The following is a 19,107-nucleotide window of genomic DNA, read 5'->3' on the forward strand; positions in this document are numbered from 1 at the left end:
ATCAAAATTTAGTTTTTTCTAATCATTTTAGTTTTGCTTAAATTATTAAAAATAATATGAAAATGGAAAAAACAAAAGTTAGGGTAAGTTCTAAAGGAATTGTTGCTCTTGAAAGAGAAATTGTTTGGCAGAAGCTGATAAACTTTGGCGGCACTGAAAAATTTGTGCCTAAAGTTATTGAAAAAGTTACTGTGCATGGAAGTGGAATTGGTGCAGTAAGAAATATACAGTTAATTGGAGGAGGTGAAATTATAGAAAAATTGACATCAGTTAATAATGACTTATTTGAAATGAAATTTATAATTATGTCAACACCGATGCAGGTTTTTGATTATGAAGGAATTTTAAAAATAGATTTTGTGGATAGTAAAAGCTGTGAAGTAAGTTTTGAATCAATTTATGAAGTAATCCCCAATAACGAAAAGGAAATATTTAAGATTATTAAAGATTTTCAAGAAGTTTTCATATCAAATTTGACGATATAGTTTTATATTATCTTATTAATTATAAAGATCCAGCTTGAATTAGGCTGGATTTTTTTATTTGACTTTATTTTAAGTGTTATATAATTTTATATTTGCAGTTGCGTTATGCCATATAGGTGCGCCAAAAACAAATGCTTAAAAAAGTTGTTTTATTTTTTGTATTCTTAATTTGTTCGCATTCTTTCGGACAAGTTGGGGGCCGTTACACCTATCAATTTTTAAATCTAACCACTTCGCCAAGACAAGCTGCATTAGGAGGAGATGTTATTACGATATATGACGAAGATGTTAATCAAGCCATGTCAAATCCTGCACTTATAAATGCAGACATGGACAATCATTTAGCATTGAATTACGGAAGTTACTACGGCGAAGCTTCATACGGAACAGCATCGTACGCATATACATATGACAGACATGTTCAGACTTTTTATGCTGGAGTTACTTATGTAAACTACGGTACATTTGAAGGTTATGACGAAAATGGCCAGGCTACTTCAAATTTTACAGGAAGTGAAGGTGCTTTATCGCTTGGATATGCATACAATGTCCCTTTTACAGACTTTTATATAGGAGCAAGTGCTAAACTGATAACTTCATCTCTTGAAAGCTATAATTCGATTGGTGGCGCTGTTGATTTGGGGTTTCTCTATGTAAATCAAATGAATGACCTGAATTTTGCTCTTGTGTTTAGAAATATGGGAACACAGTTTACTACTTACTCCGGAATTAAAGAAAATCTTCCATTTGAAATCGTAGCAGGAGTTTCGCAGGAATTAGAACATTTACCAATTCGTTGGCATCTTTCTTTAGAAAATTTGCAGCAATGGAATATCTCTTTTTCGAATCCTAATCGAGGAGAAACCAATATCGACGGATCTACAAGTGCTGAGAAAGTTTCTTTTGTGAATAATGCTTTGAGACACGTAGCTTTTGGTGTGGAACTTTTTCCTAAAAAAGCATTTAATTTTCGTATAGGATATAATTTTAGAAGAGGCGAAGAGTTACGAGTTGAAGAACAACGTAATTTTTCGGGTGTCTCATTAGGTTTTGGTTTAAGAATGAATAAGTTGAAATTTAATTATTCATATTCCAGATATACATTGGCGGCTAATACAAGTCTTTTTGGTTTGACCTTAAATTTTCAATAATTGCACGAACTGTATTGTCTGGTCTTTTTTATTGTTGTATAATAAAGTTTTTTATTTTATAATTGGTTTGATAAACAAATAATTTAGATGCTTTATATGAAAATAAAGATGGCTACATTTGCATTAGTTTTGGCTGTTTGTGACTTGAAGCAGTCTATAATAGAATAAAAATTTAAAAATATAAAATTGAAAAAAATTACCATTGCCATCGACGGATTTTCATCTACAGGCAAAAGTACTCTTGCCAAACAATTAGCAAAAGAGCTGGAATATGTCTATGTAGATACAGGAGCGATGTATCGTGCTGTTGCTTATTTTGCCATGCAGCATAATCTGATTGGAGCTGATTTTTTTAAGAAAGAAGCTTTGATTGAAGCATTAGCTGATATTAAACTTGAATTTAGATTTAATGCTGATTTAGGTTTTGCAGAAATGTATTTAAATGGTGAAAATGTAGAAAAGCAGATTAGAACTATTGAAGTTTCTAACTTTGTGAGTAAAGTAGCTGCCGTTTCGGAGGTTCGCGCCAAGTTAGTAGAACAGCAGCAGGAGATGGGTACAAATAAAGCTATTGTTATGGATGGTCGCGATATTGGAACTGTTGTTTTTCCTAATGCGGAACTTAAAATATTTATGACTGCAAGCGCTGAAACTCGTGCTCAGAGACGTTTTGATGAGTTACAGCAAAAAGGTGACAATGTCTCTTACGAAGAAGTTTTAAAAAATGTTGTAGAAAGAGATTATATGGATACGCATCGCGAAGATTCTCCTTTGGTAATTGCTGATGATGCGATAGAAATTGATAATTCTTACTTAAATAAAGAAGAGCAATTTGCAGCTGTTTTGGAATTAGTGAATGATGTTGTTAAAACGATTTAATTTTTTGTAGATATTATTTTTAATGGTAGTTTTACCGCTTCATTTTTTACTTTAAAGACAATTTCACTATATGGGAATTAAAAACAGGTTAATCTTTATGAGCTTTCTTCAATTTTTTGTTTGGGGAGCCTGGCTTATCACAATTGGAAATTATTGGTTTGGAACCAAAAATTGGGAAGGAACACAATTTGGTTTAGTATTTGGAACCATGGGAATTGCTTCTTTATTCATGCCTACTTTAACCGGAATTATTGCCGACAGATGGGTAAACGCTGAAAAGCTATATGGAATTCTCCATATTTTATACGCAGCTGTTTTATTTGGAATTGCACAAGTTACAACACCAGATACTTTTATTGTAGTAATGCTTTTGGCAATGTGCTGCTATATGCCTACGATTGCTTTGAGCAACTCTATTTCGTACACTTCACTTAAATTAAACAATAAAAACATCGTTAAAGATTTTCCGCCAATACGTGTTTGGGGAACAATTGGTTTTATTGTAGCGATGTGGATTACCAATTTAAGCGGGAGTAAAGCGACTGAATATCAGTTTTATATTGCTGGTGTAGGCGCTTTAATTTTAGGATTGTACGCTTTTACTCTGCCAAAATGTGAACCGCAGCGTTTAATTAAAGAAAATGCAACTTGGATTGAAACTTTTGGTTTAGAATCATTTAAACTTTTTGCTAACTACAAAATGGCATTGTTTTTCGTTTTTTCTATGTTTTTAGGAGGAGCGCTTCAATTAACAAATGCTTATGGAGATGTGTTTTTGGATGAATTCAAACATTTTCCAAAATATGCAGATTCTTTTGTAATTCAATATTCGACTATTATTATGTCAATTTCTCAAGTTTCTGAAACCTTATTTATTTTGGCAATTCCGTTTTTCTTAAGACGTTTCGGAATCAAACAGGTTATGCTGATCAGTATGTTGGCTTGGGTTTTACGTTTCGGATTATTTGCTTTTGGGGATCCTGTAAATGGCTTATGGATGATTATCCTTTCTTGTATCGTTTACGGAATGGCTTTTGATTTCTTTAATATTTCAGGCTCTTTGTTTGTAGAAAGCAATACTGATTCTAAAATCCGTTCTTCTGCGCAAGGATTGTTTATGATGATGACCAATGGAGTAGGAGCGGTTTTAGGAAGTTTGACTTCCGGTTGGGCAATTGATCGTTTCTTTACAAAATCGTTTGCTAATACTACAGAATTAGCAGGATTTTTACAAACAGATGCTTCTAATGAAAAGATGATAGAATTTGTAAAGAGTCAAGGAAATTCAATTTCTGCAGATGGTATTTTTTCAAATCCAGTTTTAATGAAAGATTGGCATACTATCTGGCTTTCGTTTGCACTTTATGCTTTGGTAATTGCAATTGCTTTTGCTGTTTTGTTTAAACACAAACATGATCCAAAAGAGATTGAGAATTTGAGTCATTAATATTAGAAATAATCTTTGTTGAATTTTAAAACTACAACAAAGATAGTTGCACATAGTAAGCCCGACAGGTTTTTAAAACCTGTCGGGTTTCGTTTTTAAGGTTCTTATGAAAACGAGACTTTCTAATCTAGCCCCGATAGAAGTGGAAATCCCTTTGTGTTTTGTTTCTTTAACGAGACACAAAAGATTGCAACGGATAGCGGGACTAAACGTCATAAAAACATCAAATCTTGTGCTTCTTTAAATAAATGGCTGATAATCATATCGGTTTTGTTTTGTTAATTCAGAAAAATGTATTAATTTTGCAGTCCTTTTGGCAGAGAAGAGTTTCCATTAGGAATCAACCATTTATGTAAAACAACTTCTGTATTTTCTATCGCATTGAGAAACTCGAGAAAAACAGAATACAAATTTTTTTATCAGCATGTCTGAACAAACAAAATCACAAGAAGAGTTTTTAGCAAATTTTAACTGGCACAACTTCCAAGAAGGAATCGATGCAGTAGATGAGAAAAACTTGCAAGAGTTTGAAGAACTAGTATCAAAAACTTTCATCGCTACAGATCAAGAAGAAGTAGTTGAAGGAGTTGTAGTTAGAATTACAGATAGAGACGTTATCGTTGATATCAATGCTAAGTCTGAAGGTGTTATTTCTTTAAACGAATTTCGTTACAACCCAAACTTAAAAGTAGGTGACAAAGTAGAAGTATTAATCGACATCCGTGAGGATAAAACAGGTCAATTAGTATTATCTCACAGAAAAGCACGTACTATCAAATCTTGGGATAGAGTTATTGCAGCTAATGAAACTGGAGAAATCGTTAACGGTTTTGTTAAATGTAGAACTAAAGGAGGTATGATTGTTGACGTATTCGGAATCGAAGCGTTCTTACCTGGATCTCAAATTGACGTTAAGCCAATTAGAGACTACGATGTATATGTAAACAAAATGATGGAATTCAAAGTGGTAAAAATCAACCACGAATTCAAAAACGTAGTTGTATCTCATAAAGCTCTTATCGAGGCTGATATTGAAGTGCAGAAAAAAGAGATCATCGGTCAATTACAAAAAGGACAAGTATTAGAAGGTGTTGTTAAAAACATTACTTCTTATGGTGTGTTCATTGACTTAGGTGGTGTTGACGGATTAATTCACATTACTGACCTTTCTTGGAGCAGAATCAACCACCCAAGTGAAGTTCTTGAATTAGACCAAAAATTAAACGTTGTAATCCTTGATTTCGATGATGAGAAAACAAGAATTCAATTAGGATTGAAACAATTAAACGCTCACCCATGGGATGCTTTAGATGCTAACTTAACTGTTGGTGACAAAGTTAAAGGTAAAGTAGTTGTAATCGCTGATTACGGTGCATTTATCGAAGTTGCTGAAGGTGTTGAAGGTTTAATCCACGTTTCTGAAATGTCATGGTCAACTCACTTACGTTCTGCTCAGGACTTCGTGAAAGTTGGAGATGTTGTTGAAGCAGTTATCTTAACTCTAGACAGAGAAGATCGTAAGATGTCATTAGGTATCAAACAATTGACTCAAGATCCATGGACTGACATTACTTCTAAATACCCAGTAGGTTCTAAACATACAGGTATCGTTAGAAACTTTACAAACTTTGGTATTTTCGTAGAATTAGAAGAAGGAATTGATGGATTAATCTACATCTCTGACTTATCTTGGACTAAGAAAATTAAACACCCATCTGAGTTTGTAAACGTTGGAGAAAAACTTGATGTTGTAGTATTAGAATTAGATGTTGAAGGACGTAAATTATCTTTAGGTCACAAACAAACTACTGCTAATCCTTGGGATCAATACGAAGATTCTTTCGCTGTAGGAACTATCCACACAGGTGAGATTTCTGAAATCGTTGACAAAGGAGCTACTGTAGAATTCGGAGATGATATCGTTGCTTTCATTCCTACTCGTCACCTTGAAAAAGAAGACGGAAAGAAATTGAAAAAAGGTGATACAGCTGATTTCAAAGTAATCGAGTTCAACAAAGAATTTAAAAGAGTAGTTGCTTCTCACACTGCTATCTTCAGAGAAGAAGAAGAGAAAAACGTGAAAGCTGCTGCTGAAACTACTGCATCTGCATCTACAAACGCACCAGCTGCGACTTTAGGTGACAACAATGATGTATTAGCTGCTTTAAAAGCTAAAATGGAAAAAACTGAGAAAAAATAATTCTTAGCTTTTTTATAAATAGAAAGTCCCACAGCAATGTGGGACTTTTTTTGTTTCAGTTGTTTGTCGATTGTCAGTTCGAGCGGAGTCGAGAACTTTTTTGAAAACAATACTTATTATTAATTTGAAGCTATTAATTTTGATTCTTCTGGGGTAAATTCTGGAACAATAAAATATGATGTTATTCCATTTATTTTCATTTCATCCAAAATATCTACCAAATTACCATAATTTGATTTTTTAGTAGGTTTAATAATGACTACTAGATCTCGTTTTAATTTATTAGAATCAAAAGTATAACTTTTTAAAGACTCGATTCTAGCGTTAAGTTCTTTTCGAATTCCATTTTTACCATATGCAACAGTTTTAGGCTTTTTAATTGGATTCGCTATAATTCCGATATAATAAATTAATTTGTTGTTTTCGCCTAGTATTACTGTAATCGATCTATCTTCACCATCATGACGAGACGGACAGTCGCAACAACCTCTATCTTGTCCTGTATCGTATTTCATTTCTTTAGGTTTTGACAATTCCCCTACAACCATAAAAAATATAATCAGTAAAAAAGAAACACTGACCATTGCTGTTAAATCAACTTTTGAATTTAACTTTCTGCTTCTGACTTTTTGAGGTAGATTTTTCATAGACTTTATGTTTGTTTAATTAGAGGCTAGTAATTTGGATTCTTCTGCTGTAAAATCATCAACTATTGAATAGGTTTCAATATTGGCAATTTTCATTTCATTCACTATATTTACTAAACTGCCATAGTTTGAATACTTGCTTGGTTTTATAATAACGACAACACCACTCATTGGCTTTCCTTCAGAAATCATATAATCTTTAATTTCTTTCTTTTTGCGAAAAACTTCTCGTCTTATATCATTTTTTTGAAATTTAAACTCTTTTGGTTTCTCCAATGGAAATTCCAATAGACCAGAATAAGTAATCATTTTACCATTTTTATCTAATAATATTGTAAACATTTGATCAGCTTTGACACATCCAATATTTTCTAGACAAGCATATTTCTCTGGTAAATAAAAATTCATTTTTGAAGGTTTTGATAATTCGTTAACAACCATAAAAAATGAAATAAGTAAAAAAGAAATGCTGACCATCGCTGTTAAATCAACTCCTGAATTTAATTTTCTATCTCTGAATTTTTGAGCCAAATTTTTCATAATTGATGATTTTTGTTTTTAAATTTAACAATAAAATAAATGTAAAAATCAAATATTTTTAATTTTTTTAAGGAAATATTAAATTAAGTTATTGCCTTATTTTGCTGGTAATTTAAAAGAGAAGCTACACTTTTTTGCATAAGATTAGTTTCATGTGAAAACCAAAATAAGTTTATAACCGTAAATGAGCTTATAACTTAAAATCATTTCAATATGAAAACTAGAAAATTTTTAGCCCTTGCAGTTTTAGCTTTAGGATTTGCATTTACATCAAATGCACAAAAATCAGTGATGGTTGGTGGTGCAGCTATGTATCCAAACAAAAATATTATTGAAAACGCTGTAAATTCACAAGACCACACAACATTGGTCGCTGCAGTAAAAGCCGCCGATTTAGTTGAGACTTTAAAAGGAAATGGTCCTTTTACTGTTTTTGCTCCTACAAACGAAGCTTTTGATAAATTGCCAAAAGGAACCGTAGAAACATTATTAAAACCAGAGAATAAAAAGCAACTTCAAAACATTTTGACTTATCATGTTGCTGCTGGAAAATGGAATGCTTCTGATATTGCAAAAGCAATAAAAGAAGGTAAAGGAAAAGCAACTATAAAAGCGGTAAATGGTGGAACGCTGACAGCTTGGATGAAAGGGAAAGACTTATACATTACGGATGAAAATGGTAATAAAGCAAAAGTTACTATCGCAGATGTAAATCAATCAAATGGAGTAATTCACGTTGTTGATGCAGTACTGCTTCCTAAAAAATAATAGGTTCAAATTCCAACTTAAAAATTTCAAATCCCAAGTATATTGGGATTTGGAATTTTTACTTTAAGATTTTTTAAAATTATTTTTTAGCAGTCAAAGTGCTTCCTGCCGAAGCGATTACAACACAAATTACAGCTAGAATTTCATAAAGATTCAAACTTTCATTAAGAAAAATAAAAGCACAGATAGAAGCGGCAGCTGGTTCTAAACTCATCAAAATGCTAAAAGTGCGTGGAGGAAGTTTTCCTAAAGCTTTCATTTCTAAGGTAAACGGAATTGCGCTTGATAATAGGGCTAGAGCAACACCCATTCCGAATAATTTTGGTGTTAGATTACTTAGCCCGCTGTCTAAAAATCCAAAGGGTAAAACTAAAAGCGCTGCAAACAGCATTCCTGTCGTTACTGCATAACCGTCGTTCATTATTCTTGAAATTCTGCCTCCTAAAACAATATATCCGCTCCAAAAAGCTCCTGCCAAGAGAGCACATATAATTCCGATAGGATCTAACCGATCATTTGTCCAAGGCGCAATTAACAAGATACCAATTGCCGCAAGTAAAACCCAACAATAATCTACTAGACGTTTTGAACCTGCAATTGCAAGTAATAATGGTCCAACAAATTCTAAAGTTACCGCTAGACCAATTGGAATTCTTTCTATTGCAATGTAAAAAATTAAATTCATAGCGCCTAGAGACAAGCCATATGGAATTACAATTTTCCACTGTTGTGAGGTTATTGCTTTTAGATTGGGTCTGTATGCCAATAATAAAATTAATGCCGAAACGCCAATACGTATAGATGCCGTACCAGCTGCGCCAATTGTTGGGAAAAGTGTTTTTGCAATTGCTGCGCCACATTGCACACTGATAATCGCTAATAATACTGCTGGAACAGGAGGAAGGCTGATTTCTCTGTTTTTCATAAAAAGTGTGACAGAAATTAAAAAAGCTATTTCTGTCTTATAAATAAAACGTATTCTAAATTAATTGCCTAATGCTCTTTTGGTAACATAGGCGCGATAACCAATAATTGCCATTTGCCATTTCTTTGCTTTCGAAATATCCAGACCTTGTTTGGTAAAGCTTGGCAAAAGTAGTTTATTTAGTTTGGCTAATAATTTATACATAGTAGATTTGTTTCGCCAAAGATATAAAAAAAGACTTTGTGTTTGAAGCAAAGTCTTTTGGCAGTAAAATGAAATGAGTATTTAAAATCTGAGAATCAGGTTCATCTCTATGAGTTCTGAAGTTTTTATTGGAATTTTAATAAAGAAAAACCAATGCTTTGAAACACTGGTTTTTTCTTATTTTAAAATGAGCGACTAGGCTTTTTTGTTTTGTTTTTCCATTTCTTTCATGTTCTTTTCATGCTGTTTCATCTCTTTTTCATGTTGCTTCATGTTTTTAGCATGCTGCTTCATATTTTCTTTATGCTGTTTCATATCAAGCTCATACTGTTTCATGTCTTGTTCATATTGCTTCATACTATTTTCGTAGTCTTTAGAATCGTCTCCAAAGCTAAATTTAAAATCATAGTTGAATTTTTCCATTTGAGCATTGAACTTTTCCATTGCAATCTCATATTTAGCCATTTCTTTCTCATAAATTGCTTCGCGTTTAGACATGATTTCGCTGACAGCATCTCCGTAAGCAGACATAGCATCAATGTTTGGTTGGAAATTCTCCATTTTCTTTTCAAATTCTTCCATTTCTTTTTCAAACTTCTGCATCGCTACTTTGTCTTTTGGATTTCTAGGAGCAACCGGAGGTTTTGGCATTTTTGACATGTCAACTGCAGGCGCAGGAGGCAGTGGTCCAGAAGGAAATGCTGGAGGTGTTGGAGGTGTTGGAGGTACTGGAGCAGCGATATCTGACTCTCCGTGATTTCTAACAATAATTCTTTCATTTCTTATTGTTATTGGCATTCTAAGGTTTCTATCTGTATTAATATTGATTGATTTTGCTCCATTTTCATCTGTTCCAATTGCTAATTCGCAATCTTTTATAGCTTCATCTCCGTCAATTTTGATGGTTTGTTTTTTACCAGAATCTGATTTTACTTTGATTTGAATCGCAGTTAGTTCTTCTTTGGTATTTCTTTTTACATCTGAAATTTCAACGTCAAGATTATGGTTTGCTTTTAACTTTCCAGGAAGCTCGTTTAATTCCTTGTCAGTTGTATTTTTTGTTATTTTGATAGTTTCATCAGAATCTTTAACAGTATCTCTTTTCACAACTGCAACTTCATCTTGTTTCTTTTCTTGGGCAATAGTTCTTATTTGAAATAAAAGAACAAATGCTCCAAGGGCGGGAATTACTGCTGAATATTTCCAATAATTCCTTTTTTTTGATTGATTTTTGTTTAACATGACAATTCGTTTTTTGATTAATGATTGATAAAAATGATTGGTGATTGCAACACAAGTATCGTGTGTTGTTATTTTTAAAAGCGTGTACTGATAAGCTTTTTTGTCTGCAATTTTTTTAGAAGCTTCGCTGTCTGCAATAAATTCAAGATTTTGTAAAATTGCTTTTTTATAAAGCCAAACAATTGGATTAAACCAAAATAGCATACAGAAAATTCTAGAGATCAAAACATCAACAGTATGTTTTTGATCGCTGTGCACTTTTTCATGTTCTAGAATATTCTCTAATTCTGCAGCTGTATATAGTGATGAGTTATATACAATGTAGTCAAAATAGGAGAAGGGAGCAATATTTTCATCCACATCAATGAATTTAAAATCATTTTGCTGTTCTATTTTTCTTCCTTTCAAAACAGAGTGTAAACTATAAAAATCAAGAGCAAATTTGATTAGAAATGCCAAGAAGCCAATCCCGTAAACTACAGCTAAGATTAAACTCCAGTTGATTTCAAAATCTTCCTCCTCAACAACTGTAACGGTTGTCGGTTTGTATTGAGGTGTGTAAACAATAGCATCTTGACTTGAAGTTGGAATATTTTTTACAGCATTTTCAGTAGTTGTAATAATTGGAGTGGGAGCAATCGCAGGCGGTGCTTCAACCCAAATCACTTTGGTGTATACTACAAAAGGCAGTACAACAGAGGTAATCAAACCAGCAATTAAAAACCAGCGGCTACTGTTGAAAAAAGTCTCTTTGCGAAGTAAAAAAATATAAGCAAAATAAAACATTGCTAATAAACCGCTTGACTTAAGGATAAAAATGAAAAGTGCTTCCATACTATTTTGATTATTTACCTTCTTTTGGATTTTCGATCATATCTAAGATTTCACGCAGTTCATCTGCTGAAATTTTTTCTTCTTTGGCAAAAAATGAAACCATGCTTTTATAAGAACTATTGAAATAATTGTCAATAGCAGTACTCATAAAACCTTTTCTATAATCTTCAATGCTTACAGCTGGATAATACTGATGTGTATTTCCAAAAGCATTGTGTGCGACATAGCCTTTTTCTTCCAAATTACGGACAATGGTAGATAAAGTGTTGTAATGCGGCTGATCTTCTAAAATCTCTGCTTGAATTTCTTTTACAAAAGCCTTTTTCAGCTTCCATAAAATATGCATGATTTCTTCTTCTTTATTGGTTAATTTTTGCATTTCTTTTCTATTTAAAACGTTTTATTTTTTAGTTTCGATTTCGATTACTCCATTTGAACCTTTATCACCATATTCGACAACTGCTTCTGTTCCTTTAAAAACATGTATAGACAAAATATCATTAGATTTAATGCTATTATAATCAAAGTCCGAAGGCATTTCTTCTCCGTCAACAATTATAAGCGGACTAGATGTTTTAGCATTCTTTTTTGTACCGTTTGAAACGGCAACTGCCGTACCTGTGTTAGTCGTAATAACTTTAGTGCCGTTGTCTTTGTTTATTATTACAGTAGTGCTAATATTTGTATTAGTATCACTGTTAGTTTTTGTACTAGTAATAGAATTAGTGTTAACATGGGTTTCTGTATTAGTAGTTATAGTTTTAATTTCCGGATTTTTACTGGCTTTGCCATTCATAGAAACTTTTTTGCTGACAGTAATTTTTTCATCAGTAGTCTGAATGCCTGCTTTTTTCTTTCCATTTTTGTCTGTTATGACAATTATCCCGAAATCTTTGATAGTTTTATCTCCTCCAGTTTGTATAGATTGAGATTTCTCACTTCCATTAATTATGTCAACTTTAATTGAGGTTAATTCGTTTTCTGAGTTTCTTTTGATTTGAGAAACTTCAAAATTAATGTTGTGTAATTTTTTTAATTTTTCTTTTATCTCTGTTAGTTGTGCATCTGTTGAGTTTTTTAAGATTTTGTACACATCTACAGACTCAATTTCTGTTGAAGCTACTTTTGCGTTCGGTTGCCTTTCTTTTGCAACTACCTCAATCTGAAATAATAATACAAATGCAACAAGAGCAGGAATTACAGCGTAATACTTCCAATAATTCCTTCTTTTTGATTGATTTTTGTTTAACATGACGATTCGTTTTTTGATTAATGATTGATAAAAATGATTGGTGATTGCAACACAATTTTCGTGTGTTGTTATTTTTAAAAGTGTGTACTGATATGCTTTTTTATCTTGAAGATTTTTTGCCGCTTCGCTATCGGCGATAAACTCCAGATTTTGCAGTATTGCTTTTTTATAAAGCCAGACAATCGGATTGAACCAGAAAATAATGCTGAATATTCTTGAAATTAGCACATCTAAAGTGTGATTTTGATCGCTGTGCACTTTTTCATGTTCAAGAATGCTCTCTAATTCTGAAGGTGTGTACAATGATGAGTTGTACACGATATATTCAAAATAGGAGAAAGGAGCAATGTTTTCGTTTATATCTATGAACTTGAAATCGGCCTGCTGTTGGATTTTTTTTCCTTTAATAATCGAATTTAAACTGTAAAAGTCAATTGCTAATTTTATTAAGAATATCAAAAGACCAATGGCATAAAGGCAAAGTATGAAATAATTCCAGTTAAAATTTGAAGATTCTTCTTGATATGCGTTTGATACAATATTCTGAAAATCGGTATTAAACTTGGGAACAGCATTTATCCATATCACCTTCGTATAAGTCAATAATGGTAGAATTGCCGATACAATTAAACCTGACAAAAGAAACCATCTGTTGCTGTTAAAGAACGTTTCTTTGCGCAATAAAAAAAAGTAAGCGCAATAAAACAAAAGCATTAAACCACTTGATTTGATAATGTAGATGAAAAGTGCTTCCATAATCTGAATTATTTATCTTCTTTTTTATTTTCGATCATCGATAAAATTTCACGCAATTCATCAGCTGAAATTTTCTCTTCTTTAGCAAAAAAGGATACCATGCTTTTATAAGAACTATTAAAGTAATTATCGATTGCGGTTTTCATAAATCCTTTTCTGTAATCTTCAATCGGCACTATTGGAAAGTACTGATGTGTATTTCCAAAAGCATTGTGGCCAACATATCCTTTTTCTTCTAGATTACGCACAATAGTAGATAATGTGTTGTAATGAGGCTGATCTTCTGTGATTTCAGCTTGAATTTCTTTTACAAAAGCTTTTTTCAGCTTCCATAAAATCATCATAATCTCTTCTTCTTTGTTTGTTAGCTTCTGCATCTTCTCTAATTTTAATTCAAACGTACAACTATTTTTTTAGTTACACAACTATAAAAATAGTTATTTAACTAAAAATTAAGTTTGATTTCGATTTGGGCGCAGAAAAGCTATTCAAATTTAATGGTAATAAATTGAATTCTAAGGTTTTAAAAAGTTAAAAATGTTTACGAAGCTTTTTCGTTGATCAGAGCATTTTTAATCCAAATGCAGCAGCCAGTTGCAACAACTCCAATGCAGGCCATAAAAAGCCAGTTGATTTGGTAGCCAAATCGGGTAATAATCTCAAAGCCAAGTTTAGAACTTACAATATGAGCAAGACTAAAACTCATGGTATAAAGCGCCATATAGCGTCCTTCTTGTCCTCGTGGCGCACGGCTTAACGCGAATGCATTGGAAAACGGAAAAGTAAGCACTTCACCAATAGAAATGCAAATCATGCTGACAACCAATATTCCTGCCCAGAAATTAATAAGAAGCAAAAAGAAACTGGATGCCATTACAAAAGATCCCACTATTATAATTCGGATTTTAGGAAAAGCTTTTCGTTCTAAAAATCCAACAGTTGGCATTTCAAGAGAGAAGATTAAAAGTCCATTTAAAGTCATTAAAAGACCTGTTTGGAATTCGCTTAAGCCAAATTTTTCATTATGATATAAAGGAAGAGTTGTAAAAAGCTGGAAGAAAATCATAGCCGTAATAAAACTTACGAATAAGAAAACCCAGAAAATTTTATCATGAAAAACCGATTTTACATCAGAAGCACTTTCTGTTTTATCGTCATGAGTGGCTTTTTTCTTTTCTTTTACCAATAAAGCAAAAATGGAGATTGAAATGATACATGAAGCTCCGTCAACCCAAAACAAACCGGAATATCCCATTCCCATGATAATTAAACCGCCAAGAGCTGGCCCTGCGGCAAAACCTAAATTAACGGCAAGACGCACCAATGTTAAGGCACGAGTTCTATTTTCTGGTTTGGCATAGGCTCCTAAAGACACAAACATGGCAGGACGAAACATATCTGCAATGGTCATAAGAACAAACATTGCAACACAAAGCGCCCAGAAAGTAGTAATATATTGTACAAAGAAAAGAGAAACTCCACTGGTAAATAAACTAAAAATCATGATTTTATAGAATCCTATTTTATCTGATAGTTTACCTCCCAACCAAGAACCAAGCATTGACCCAAAACCAAATGCGACCATAATCCATCCGACTTGATTGTATGTAAAATGAAGATCTTCTTTTAAATATTTTGATAAAAAAGGAAGAACCATTGTCCCAGCGCGATTGATAAAAGTAATGATGGCAAGAATCCAAACTTCTCTGGTAAAACCTCGAAAGTTGTTGATGTAGTGGGTTAGGGCGTTTTTAAGCATTTTGTGTGATAGATTATCGTCACAAAGTTAGCAAACTTTGTCTCGTTAAGTGGTTGTTGTTTTGTTACTTTTGAACTATTTTTGCAGAAAATTTCTAAGATGAAAACTATAAATGCCCTAGCTTTATTGTTGGTTTTTAATTTTGGCTTTGCACAAAAAAAGTTTAGTAAAGCTGATGTTGAAAAGTTTCAAAAGAAAATCAACTCCGAATATGCTGATCCTAAGACAAGTCCGTTGATGGCTGAAGATCTAAAAACTTTTAAAAGCTTAGATTTTTTTCCTATTTCTGAAACTTATTTTGTGAATGCAACTTTGGTAAAAGCCAAAGGAGGAAAAGTTTTTGAAATGAAAACTTCTGGAACTCGTACTCCTAAATATATAAAATATGGAACTTTAAACTTTAAAATCAATGGCAAACCGTTTCAGCTTGCTGTTTATCAAAGTTTAGATCTTATTGTACAGGAAAAATATAAAAATCATTTGTTTTTGCCTTTTTCAGATTTAACAACGGGCAAAGAAAGTTACATCGGCGGACGTTATATTGATTTAGAAATTCCGAAAGGAAATACTATAGCGGTCGATTTCAATCAAGCTTATAATCCGTATTGCGCTTATAACTACAAGTATTCTTGTCCGCTTGTGCCACAGGAGAATGATTTAAAAATTGCAATCAAAGCGGGGGTAAAGACTTTTCATTAATGAAATATTTTAATCTTCATACGCATCAATTTACCAATCAATCGGATGTTTTAGAATTGGTTAATCAATATCCAAAAGATTTTGATGCGTCAATTCCATTTTACTCAATAGGAATTCATCCGTGGTATATTGAGGAAGCTCGACTTCATGAAGATTTGAAGATTATTGAAGAAAAACTGCAAACCCAAAATTGTCTGGCAATTGGAGAATGCGGTTTAGATAAAAGAATTGCAGTACCGTTTGATTTGCAGATTTCTGTTTTTGAAAAGCAATTGGAATTAGCAGAAAAATTTAAAAAGCCTGTAGTAATTCATTGCGTGGCCGCTTTTCAGGAAGTAATGGAAATCAAGAAGAAAATGAAGATAAATGTTCCAATGATTATTCATGGTTTTTCAAAAAATAATCAATTGGCAAAACAATTAATCGGCGCTGGATTTTATCTTTCATTTGGAAAATATTTATTGAAAAATCCAGATTTGAAATCGGTTTTTCAAAATGTTTCAAATGATCGTTTTTTCTTAGAAACAGATACTATTGAAGAATCAATTAAGCAAGTTTACGAATTAGCATCCAATTATAAAGAATTAAAATTGAAAGAATTAGAAAGTGTTATTTCAAGTAATTATAGAAATGTATTTGAATAATGAAATGTGAAATGTCAGGCTGAGCGGAGTCGAAGCCTCATTCCAATTGGAACGCCCTTCGACTCCGCTCAGGGTGACAACAGTAAAAAACTTGAAACATTAAACTTGAAACAAAAAGAATAAAAACAACAAAAAAGAATATATGGCAGAATGGACAGAAAGAGCTGAGCTTTTGTTTACTAAAGAAGGATTAGAAAATTTACAAAAATCTAATGTTTTAGTCGTAGGACTAGGAGGAGTTGGATCTTTTGCAGCTGAATTTTTAGCAAGAGCAGGAGTAGGAAACATGACAATTGTAGACGGAGACGTTGTGGATATTACCAATATTAACCGTCAATTACCCGCTTTACATTCAACAGTTGGTCAGCCAAAAATTAAAATTGTAGGAGATCGTTTAATGGATATTAATCCAGAATTAAATCTAACACGTGTTCAGGAATTTCTTTCTCCAGAACGTGCTTTTGAAATTGTTTCTCCAGAATTTGATTATGTTTTAGACTGTATCGATAGTATTACTCCAAAATTAAATCTGATAATTGCTGCAAAACGCAAAAGAGTAAAAATCATTAGCAGTATGGGAGCTGGCGGAAAAATGTTAGCTTCAAAAGTGAAAGTGAGTGATATTTCAAAAACGATCAATTGCTACTTTTCAAAAACAATTCGTAAACGTTTGAAAGAAGCAAAAATCAATAAATTGAAAGTAGTTTTCTCTTCTGAAATCCAAGACGAAAAAAGTTTAAAATTAACAGACGGTAAAAACTTCAAAAAATCGTTTTACGGAACAAATAGCTATATGCCAGGATTATTTGGCTTGCACGCTGCAGAAACAGTGATTAGACATTTGCTTAAAAAGTAAGGTTCTAAGATACTGAGATTCTAGGGTGCTAAGTTTTTCTACTGAAACGCTGAATCTTAATTCTTTTGAACTTATGAATAAAACGTAAAGTGACTTTGTCAAAGTTTTAAACTTTGACAAAGTTAAACACACAACGAGAGAAACCTTAGAATCTTAGCGTCTCAGAATCTCAGAAACTTAAAAAAAGAATGATTAAAACAGTAATTTTTGATATGGACGGCGTAATCGTTGACACAGAACCCGTTCATCGTTATGCCTATTATTTGCAATTTTCAGAACTGAATATCGAAGTTCCTGAAGAAATGTATACCACATTTACAGGATTTTCAACTCGAAACACATTTCAAACTCTAAAAAGCTATTTCCCGACAGTAGAACAAGAAGTCGAAGATTTGATTCAGAGAAAAAGAACTATCTTTAATGATGCTTTTGATACTAAGGAAGATCTGCATCTTCTGGATGGTGTAGAAGATTTGATTAAAGATTTGTACAACAACGGAATACAGTTAATTTTAGCTTCTTCGGCTTCGAAAGTTACTATCGATCGCGTTTTTACTAGATTTAATCTTCATCAATATTTTACACATATTGTAAGCGGTGAAGATTTTCCACAATCAAAACCAGATCCAGCGATATTTATTCACGCAGCTTCATTGTCGATTGCTCCAAAAGAAGAATGCATTATTATTGAAGATAGTACAAACGGAGTAAAAGCGGCAAAAGGTGCAGGGATTTATTGTGTAGGCTACAAAAGCGAACATTCACATCTTCAGGATTTATCTGAAGCAGATTTGGTTATAGATCATTTTAACGAATTAAATGCTGAAAAAATATCACAGCTTAAAGCTTGAATTATATAAAATTTAACATTTCTTAGCTGATTGAATTTGTAAATTTGAATAAAATAAAAACTTAAAATAATGAAGAAACTACTTATTGCTTTAGCCCTGATTATCGCTCCATTAGCATCAGGAGCACAAGTAAAAACTCCGCAGGCAAGCCCAAAAGGATATATTAAACAAACTGTTGGTTTAACCGATGTTGAAGTTACGTATTCAAGACCGGGAGCAAGAGGGAGAGCCGTGTTCGGGAATTTAGTTCCGTTTGGGAAACTGTGGAGAACAGGAGCAAACGAAAATACAATCATAAACTTTAGCGATGATGTTGTAATTGACGGAAAAACGCTAAAGAAAGGAAAATATGCAATTTATACAGTTCCTAGAATCGAAAGCTGGGATATCATTTTTTATCTTTCAACAGATAACTGGGGATTGCCAGAAAATTGGAGTGATGCTTATGTAGCTTTGAAAACTACAGTAAAAGAAGAGGCGTTGCCAACTCCTGTTGAAACATTTACAATCGGAATTAACGGTTTAGATCCAAATTTTGGTTATTTAGATATTTCTTGGGAAAACTCTCATGTGGCTTTAAAATTTGAAGTTCCAACTGCAAAAATCGCTACAGCAAGTATAGACAAAGCTTTGGCTGGTCCAACTTGGAATGATTACTTTGCCGCTTCTCAATATTTATTCCAGTCAAACGGAAATATCGAAACAGCTAGAACTTATGTTGACAAAGCGCTTGATATGAGTTCGGATAAACCATATTATGTGTCAAGATTAAAATCATTGATTCAAGCAAAACAAGGTGATAAAAAAGGCGCAATCGAAACTGCAAAGGCTTCTTTGGCATCTGCTGAAGCTGCAAACAATGCAGATTACGTTAAATTGAACAAAGATAGTATCGCTGAGTGGAGCAGATAATAATTCTTCCGAATTATTAAATTCCAATTATAAAAATTACAAATTCCAAAGCTTTC

Annotated in this window: 20 protein-coding genes; 11 read left to right on the forward strand and 9 right to left on the reverse strand. The window is 32.7% G+C overall.

Annotation, left to right across the window (positions count from 1 at the left end; all coding sequences use genetic code 11):
• Positions 1-62 precede the first annotated feature (62 nt).
• The 5 genes from BLP44_RS08025 (at position 63) to rpsA (ending at position 6,162) form a co-directional block, all read left to right on the forward strand.
• Entirely contained in the window at positions 63-485 is a 423-nt protein-coding gene (locus tag BLP44_RS08025) for an SRPBCC family protein (RefSeq protein ID WP_139159187.1), read from the forward strand.
• A gap of 131 nt (positions 486-616) precedes the next feature.
• On the forward strand, positions 617-1,636 hold the full coding sequence (gene porQ / locus BLP44_RS08030) for a type IX secretion system protein PorQ (RefSeq protein ID WP_091131471.1): 1,020 nt from the start codon (positions 617-619) through the stop codon (positions 1,634-1,636).
• Between the two features lie 186 nt (positions 1,637-1,822).
• A complete protein-coding gene (gene cmk / locus BLP44_RS08035) occupies positions 1,823-2,515 on the forward strand; it encodes a (d)CMP kinase (RefSeq protein ID WP_091131475.1) in 693 nt (230 codons plus the stop codon).
• 70 nt (positions 2,516-2,585) lie between these two features.
• Positions 2,586-3,962 carry a nucleoside permease gene (locus BLP44_RS08040; protein ID WP_091131478.1) on the forward strand — a complete coding sequence of 459 codons (1,377 nt, stop codon included), beginning with the start codon at positions 2,586-2,588 and terminating at the stop codon, positions 3,960-3,962.
• Positions 3,963-4,386: 424 nt separating this feature from the next.
• Positions 4,387-6,162, forward strand: a complete 1,776-nt coding sequence (gene rpsA, locus BLP44_RS08045) for a 30S ribosomal protein S1 (RefSeq protein WP_008468903.1) — start codon at positions 4,387-4,389, stop codon at positions 6,160-6,162.
• Positions 6,163-6,281: 119 nt separating this feature from the next.
• Here rpsA and BLP44_RS08050 read toward each other — a convergent pair whose 3' ends face one another.
• Together BLP44_RS08050 and BLP44_RS08055 are read right to left on the reverse strand one after the other, a co-directional pair.
• The gene (locus tag BLP44_RS08050; protein ID WP_091131482.1) at positions 6,282-6,809 is read right to left on the reverse strand and encodes an ExbD/TolR family protein; all 528 of its coding nucleotides are present in this window, start codon (positions 6,807-6,809) and stop codon (positions 6,282-6,284) included.
• A gap of 15 nt (positions 6,810-6,824) precedes the next feature.
• A complete protein-coding gene (locus tag BLP44_RS08055; RefSeq protein WP_091131485.1) occupies positions 6,825-7,349 on the reverse strand; it encodes an ExbD/TolR family protein in 525 nt (174 codons plus the stop codon).
• A gap of 213 nt (positions 7,350-7,562) precedes the next feature.
• Here BLP44_RS08055 and BLP44_RS08060 point away from each other — a divergent pair, with 213 nt between their 5' ends.
• Positions 7,563-8,117, forward strand: a complete 555-nt coding sequence (locus BLP44_RS08060) for a fasciclin domain-containing protein (protein ID WP_091131489.1) — start codon at positions 7,563-7,565, stop codon at positions 8,115-8,117.
• 79 nt (positions 8,118-8,196) lie between these two features.
• Here BLP44_RS08060 and BLP44_RS08065 read toward each other — a convergent pair whose 3' ends face one another.
• The 7 genes from BLP44_RS08065 to BLP44_RS08095 all read right to left on the reverse strand — a co-directional run bounded on the left by BLP44_RS08065 (position 8,197) and on the right by BLP44_RS08095 (position 15,089).
• A complete protein-coding gene (locus BLP44_RS08065; protein ID WP_091131492.1) occupies positions 8,197-9,042 on the reverse strand; it encodes an EamA family transporter in 846 nt (281 codons plus the stop codon).
• A gap of 60 nt (positions 9,043-9,102) precedes the next feature.
• On the reverse strand, positions 9,103-9,246 hold the full coding sequence (locus tag BLP44_RS08070) for a hypothetical protein (protein WP_008468909.1): 144 nt from the start codon (positions 9,244-9,246) through the stop codon (positions 9,103-9,105).
• 195 nt (positions 9,247-9,441) lie between these two features.
• A complete protein-coding gene (locus BLP44_RS08075; RefSeq protein ID WP_008468910.1) occupies positions 9,442-11,322 on the reverse strand; it encodes a M56 family metallopeptidase in 1,881 nt (626 codons plus the stop codon).
• A gap of 10 nt (positions 11,323-11,332) precedes the next feature.
• Positions 11,333-11,701, reverse strand: a complete 369-nt coding sequence (locus BLP44_RS08080) for a BlaI/MecI/CopY family transcriptional regulator (protein WP_008468912.1) — start codon at positions 11,699-11,701, stop codon at positions 11,333-11,335.
• Positions 11,702-11,722: 21 nt separating this feature from the next.
• The gene (locus BLP44_RS08085) at positions 11,723-13,330 is read right to left on the reverse strand and encodes a M56 family metallopeptidase (RefSeq protein ID WP_091131496.1); all 1,608 of its coding nucleotides are present in this window, start codon (positions 13,328-13,330) and stop codon (positions 11,723-11,725) included.
• Positions 13,331-13,338: 8 nt separating this feature from the next.
• Complete coding sequence (locus tag BLP44_RS08090) at positions 13,339-13,707, reverse strand: BlaI/MecI/CopY family transcriptional regulator (protein WP_066034576.1); 369 nt, start codon at positions 13,705-13,707, stop codon at positions 13,339-13,341.
• A gap of 164 nt (positions 13,708-13,871) precedes the next feature.
• Entirely contained in the window at positions 13,872-15,089 is a 1,218-nt protein-coding gene (locus BLP44_RS08095) for an MDR family MFS transporter (RefSeq protein WP_091131500.1), read from the reverse strand.
• A gap of 99 nt (positions 15,090-15,188) precedes the next feature.
• On the opposite strand from BLP44_RS08095, the gene BLP44_RS08100 reads away from it, so the two are divergent.
• The 5 genes from BLP44_RS08100 to BLP44_RS08120 all read left to right on the forward strand — a co-directional run bounded on the left by BLP44_RS08100 (position 15,189) and on the right by BLP44_RS08120 (position 19,051).
• Entirely contained in the window at positions 15,189-15,788 is a 600-nt protein-coding gene (locus BLP44_RS08100; RefSeq protein ID WP_066034578.1) for a DUF1684 domain-containing protein, read from the forward strand.
• Positions 15,788-16,432, forward strand: a complete 645-nt coding sequence (locus tag BLP44_RS08105; RefSeq protein ID WP_091131503.1) for a TatD family hydrolase — start codon at positions 15,788-15,790, stop codon at positions 16,430-16,432. The genes BLP44_RS08100 and BLP44_RS08105 overlap by 1 nt, the downstream gene beginning before the upstream one ends.
• A gap of 142 nt (positions 16,433-16,574) precedes the next feature.
• Positions 16,575-17,288 (forward strand): tRNA threonylcarbamoyladenosine dehydratase, encoded by a 714-nt coding sequence (locus tag BLP44_RS08110; protein WP_008468918.1) that lies wholly within the window; start codon positions 16,575-16,577, stop codon positions 17,286-17,288.
• A 188-nt stretch (positions 17,289-17,476) separates the two neighbouring features.
• Positions 17,477-18,139, forward strand: coding sequence for an HAD family hydrolase (locus tag BLP44_RS08115; RefSeq protein WP_091131506.1), 663 nt, complete (start codon positions 17,477-17,479; stop codon positions 18,137-18,139).
• 69 nt (positions 18,140-18,208) lie between these two features.
• Positions 18,209-19,051 carry a DUF2911 domain-containing protein gene (locus BLP44_RS08120; protein WP_091131510.1) on the forward strand — a complete coding sequence of 281 codons (843 nt, stop codon included), beginning with the start codon at positions 18,209-18,211 and terminating at the stop codon, positions 19,049-19,051.
• Positions 19,052-19,107: the final 56 nt, after the last annotated feature.

The sequence above is a fragment of the Flavobacterium anhuiense genome (genome assembly GCF_900101855.1).
Classification (GTDB): domain Bacteria; phylum Bacteroidota; class Bacteroidia; order Flavobacteriales; family Flavobacteriaceae; genus Flavobacterium; species Flavobacterium anhuiense.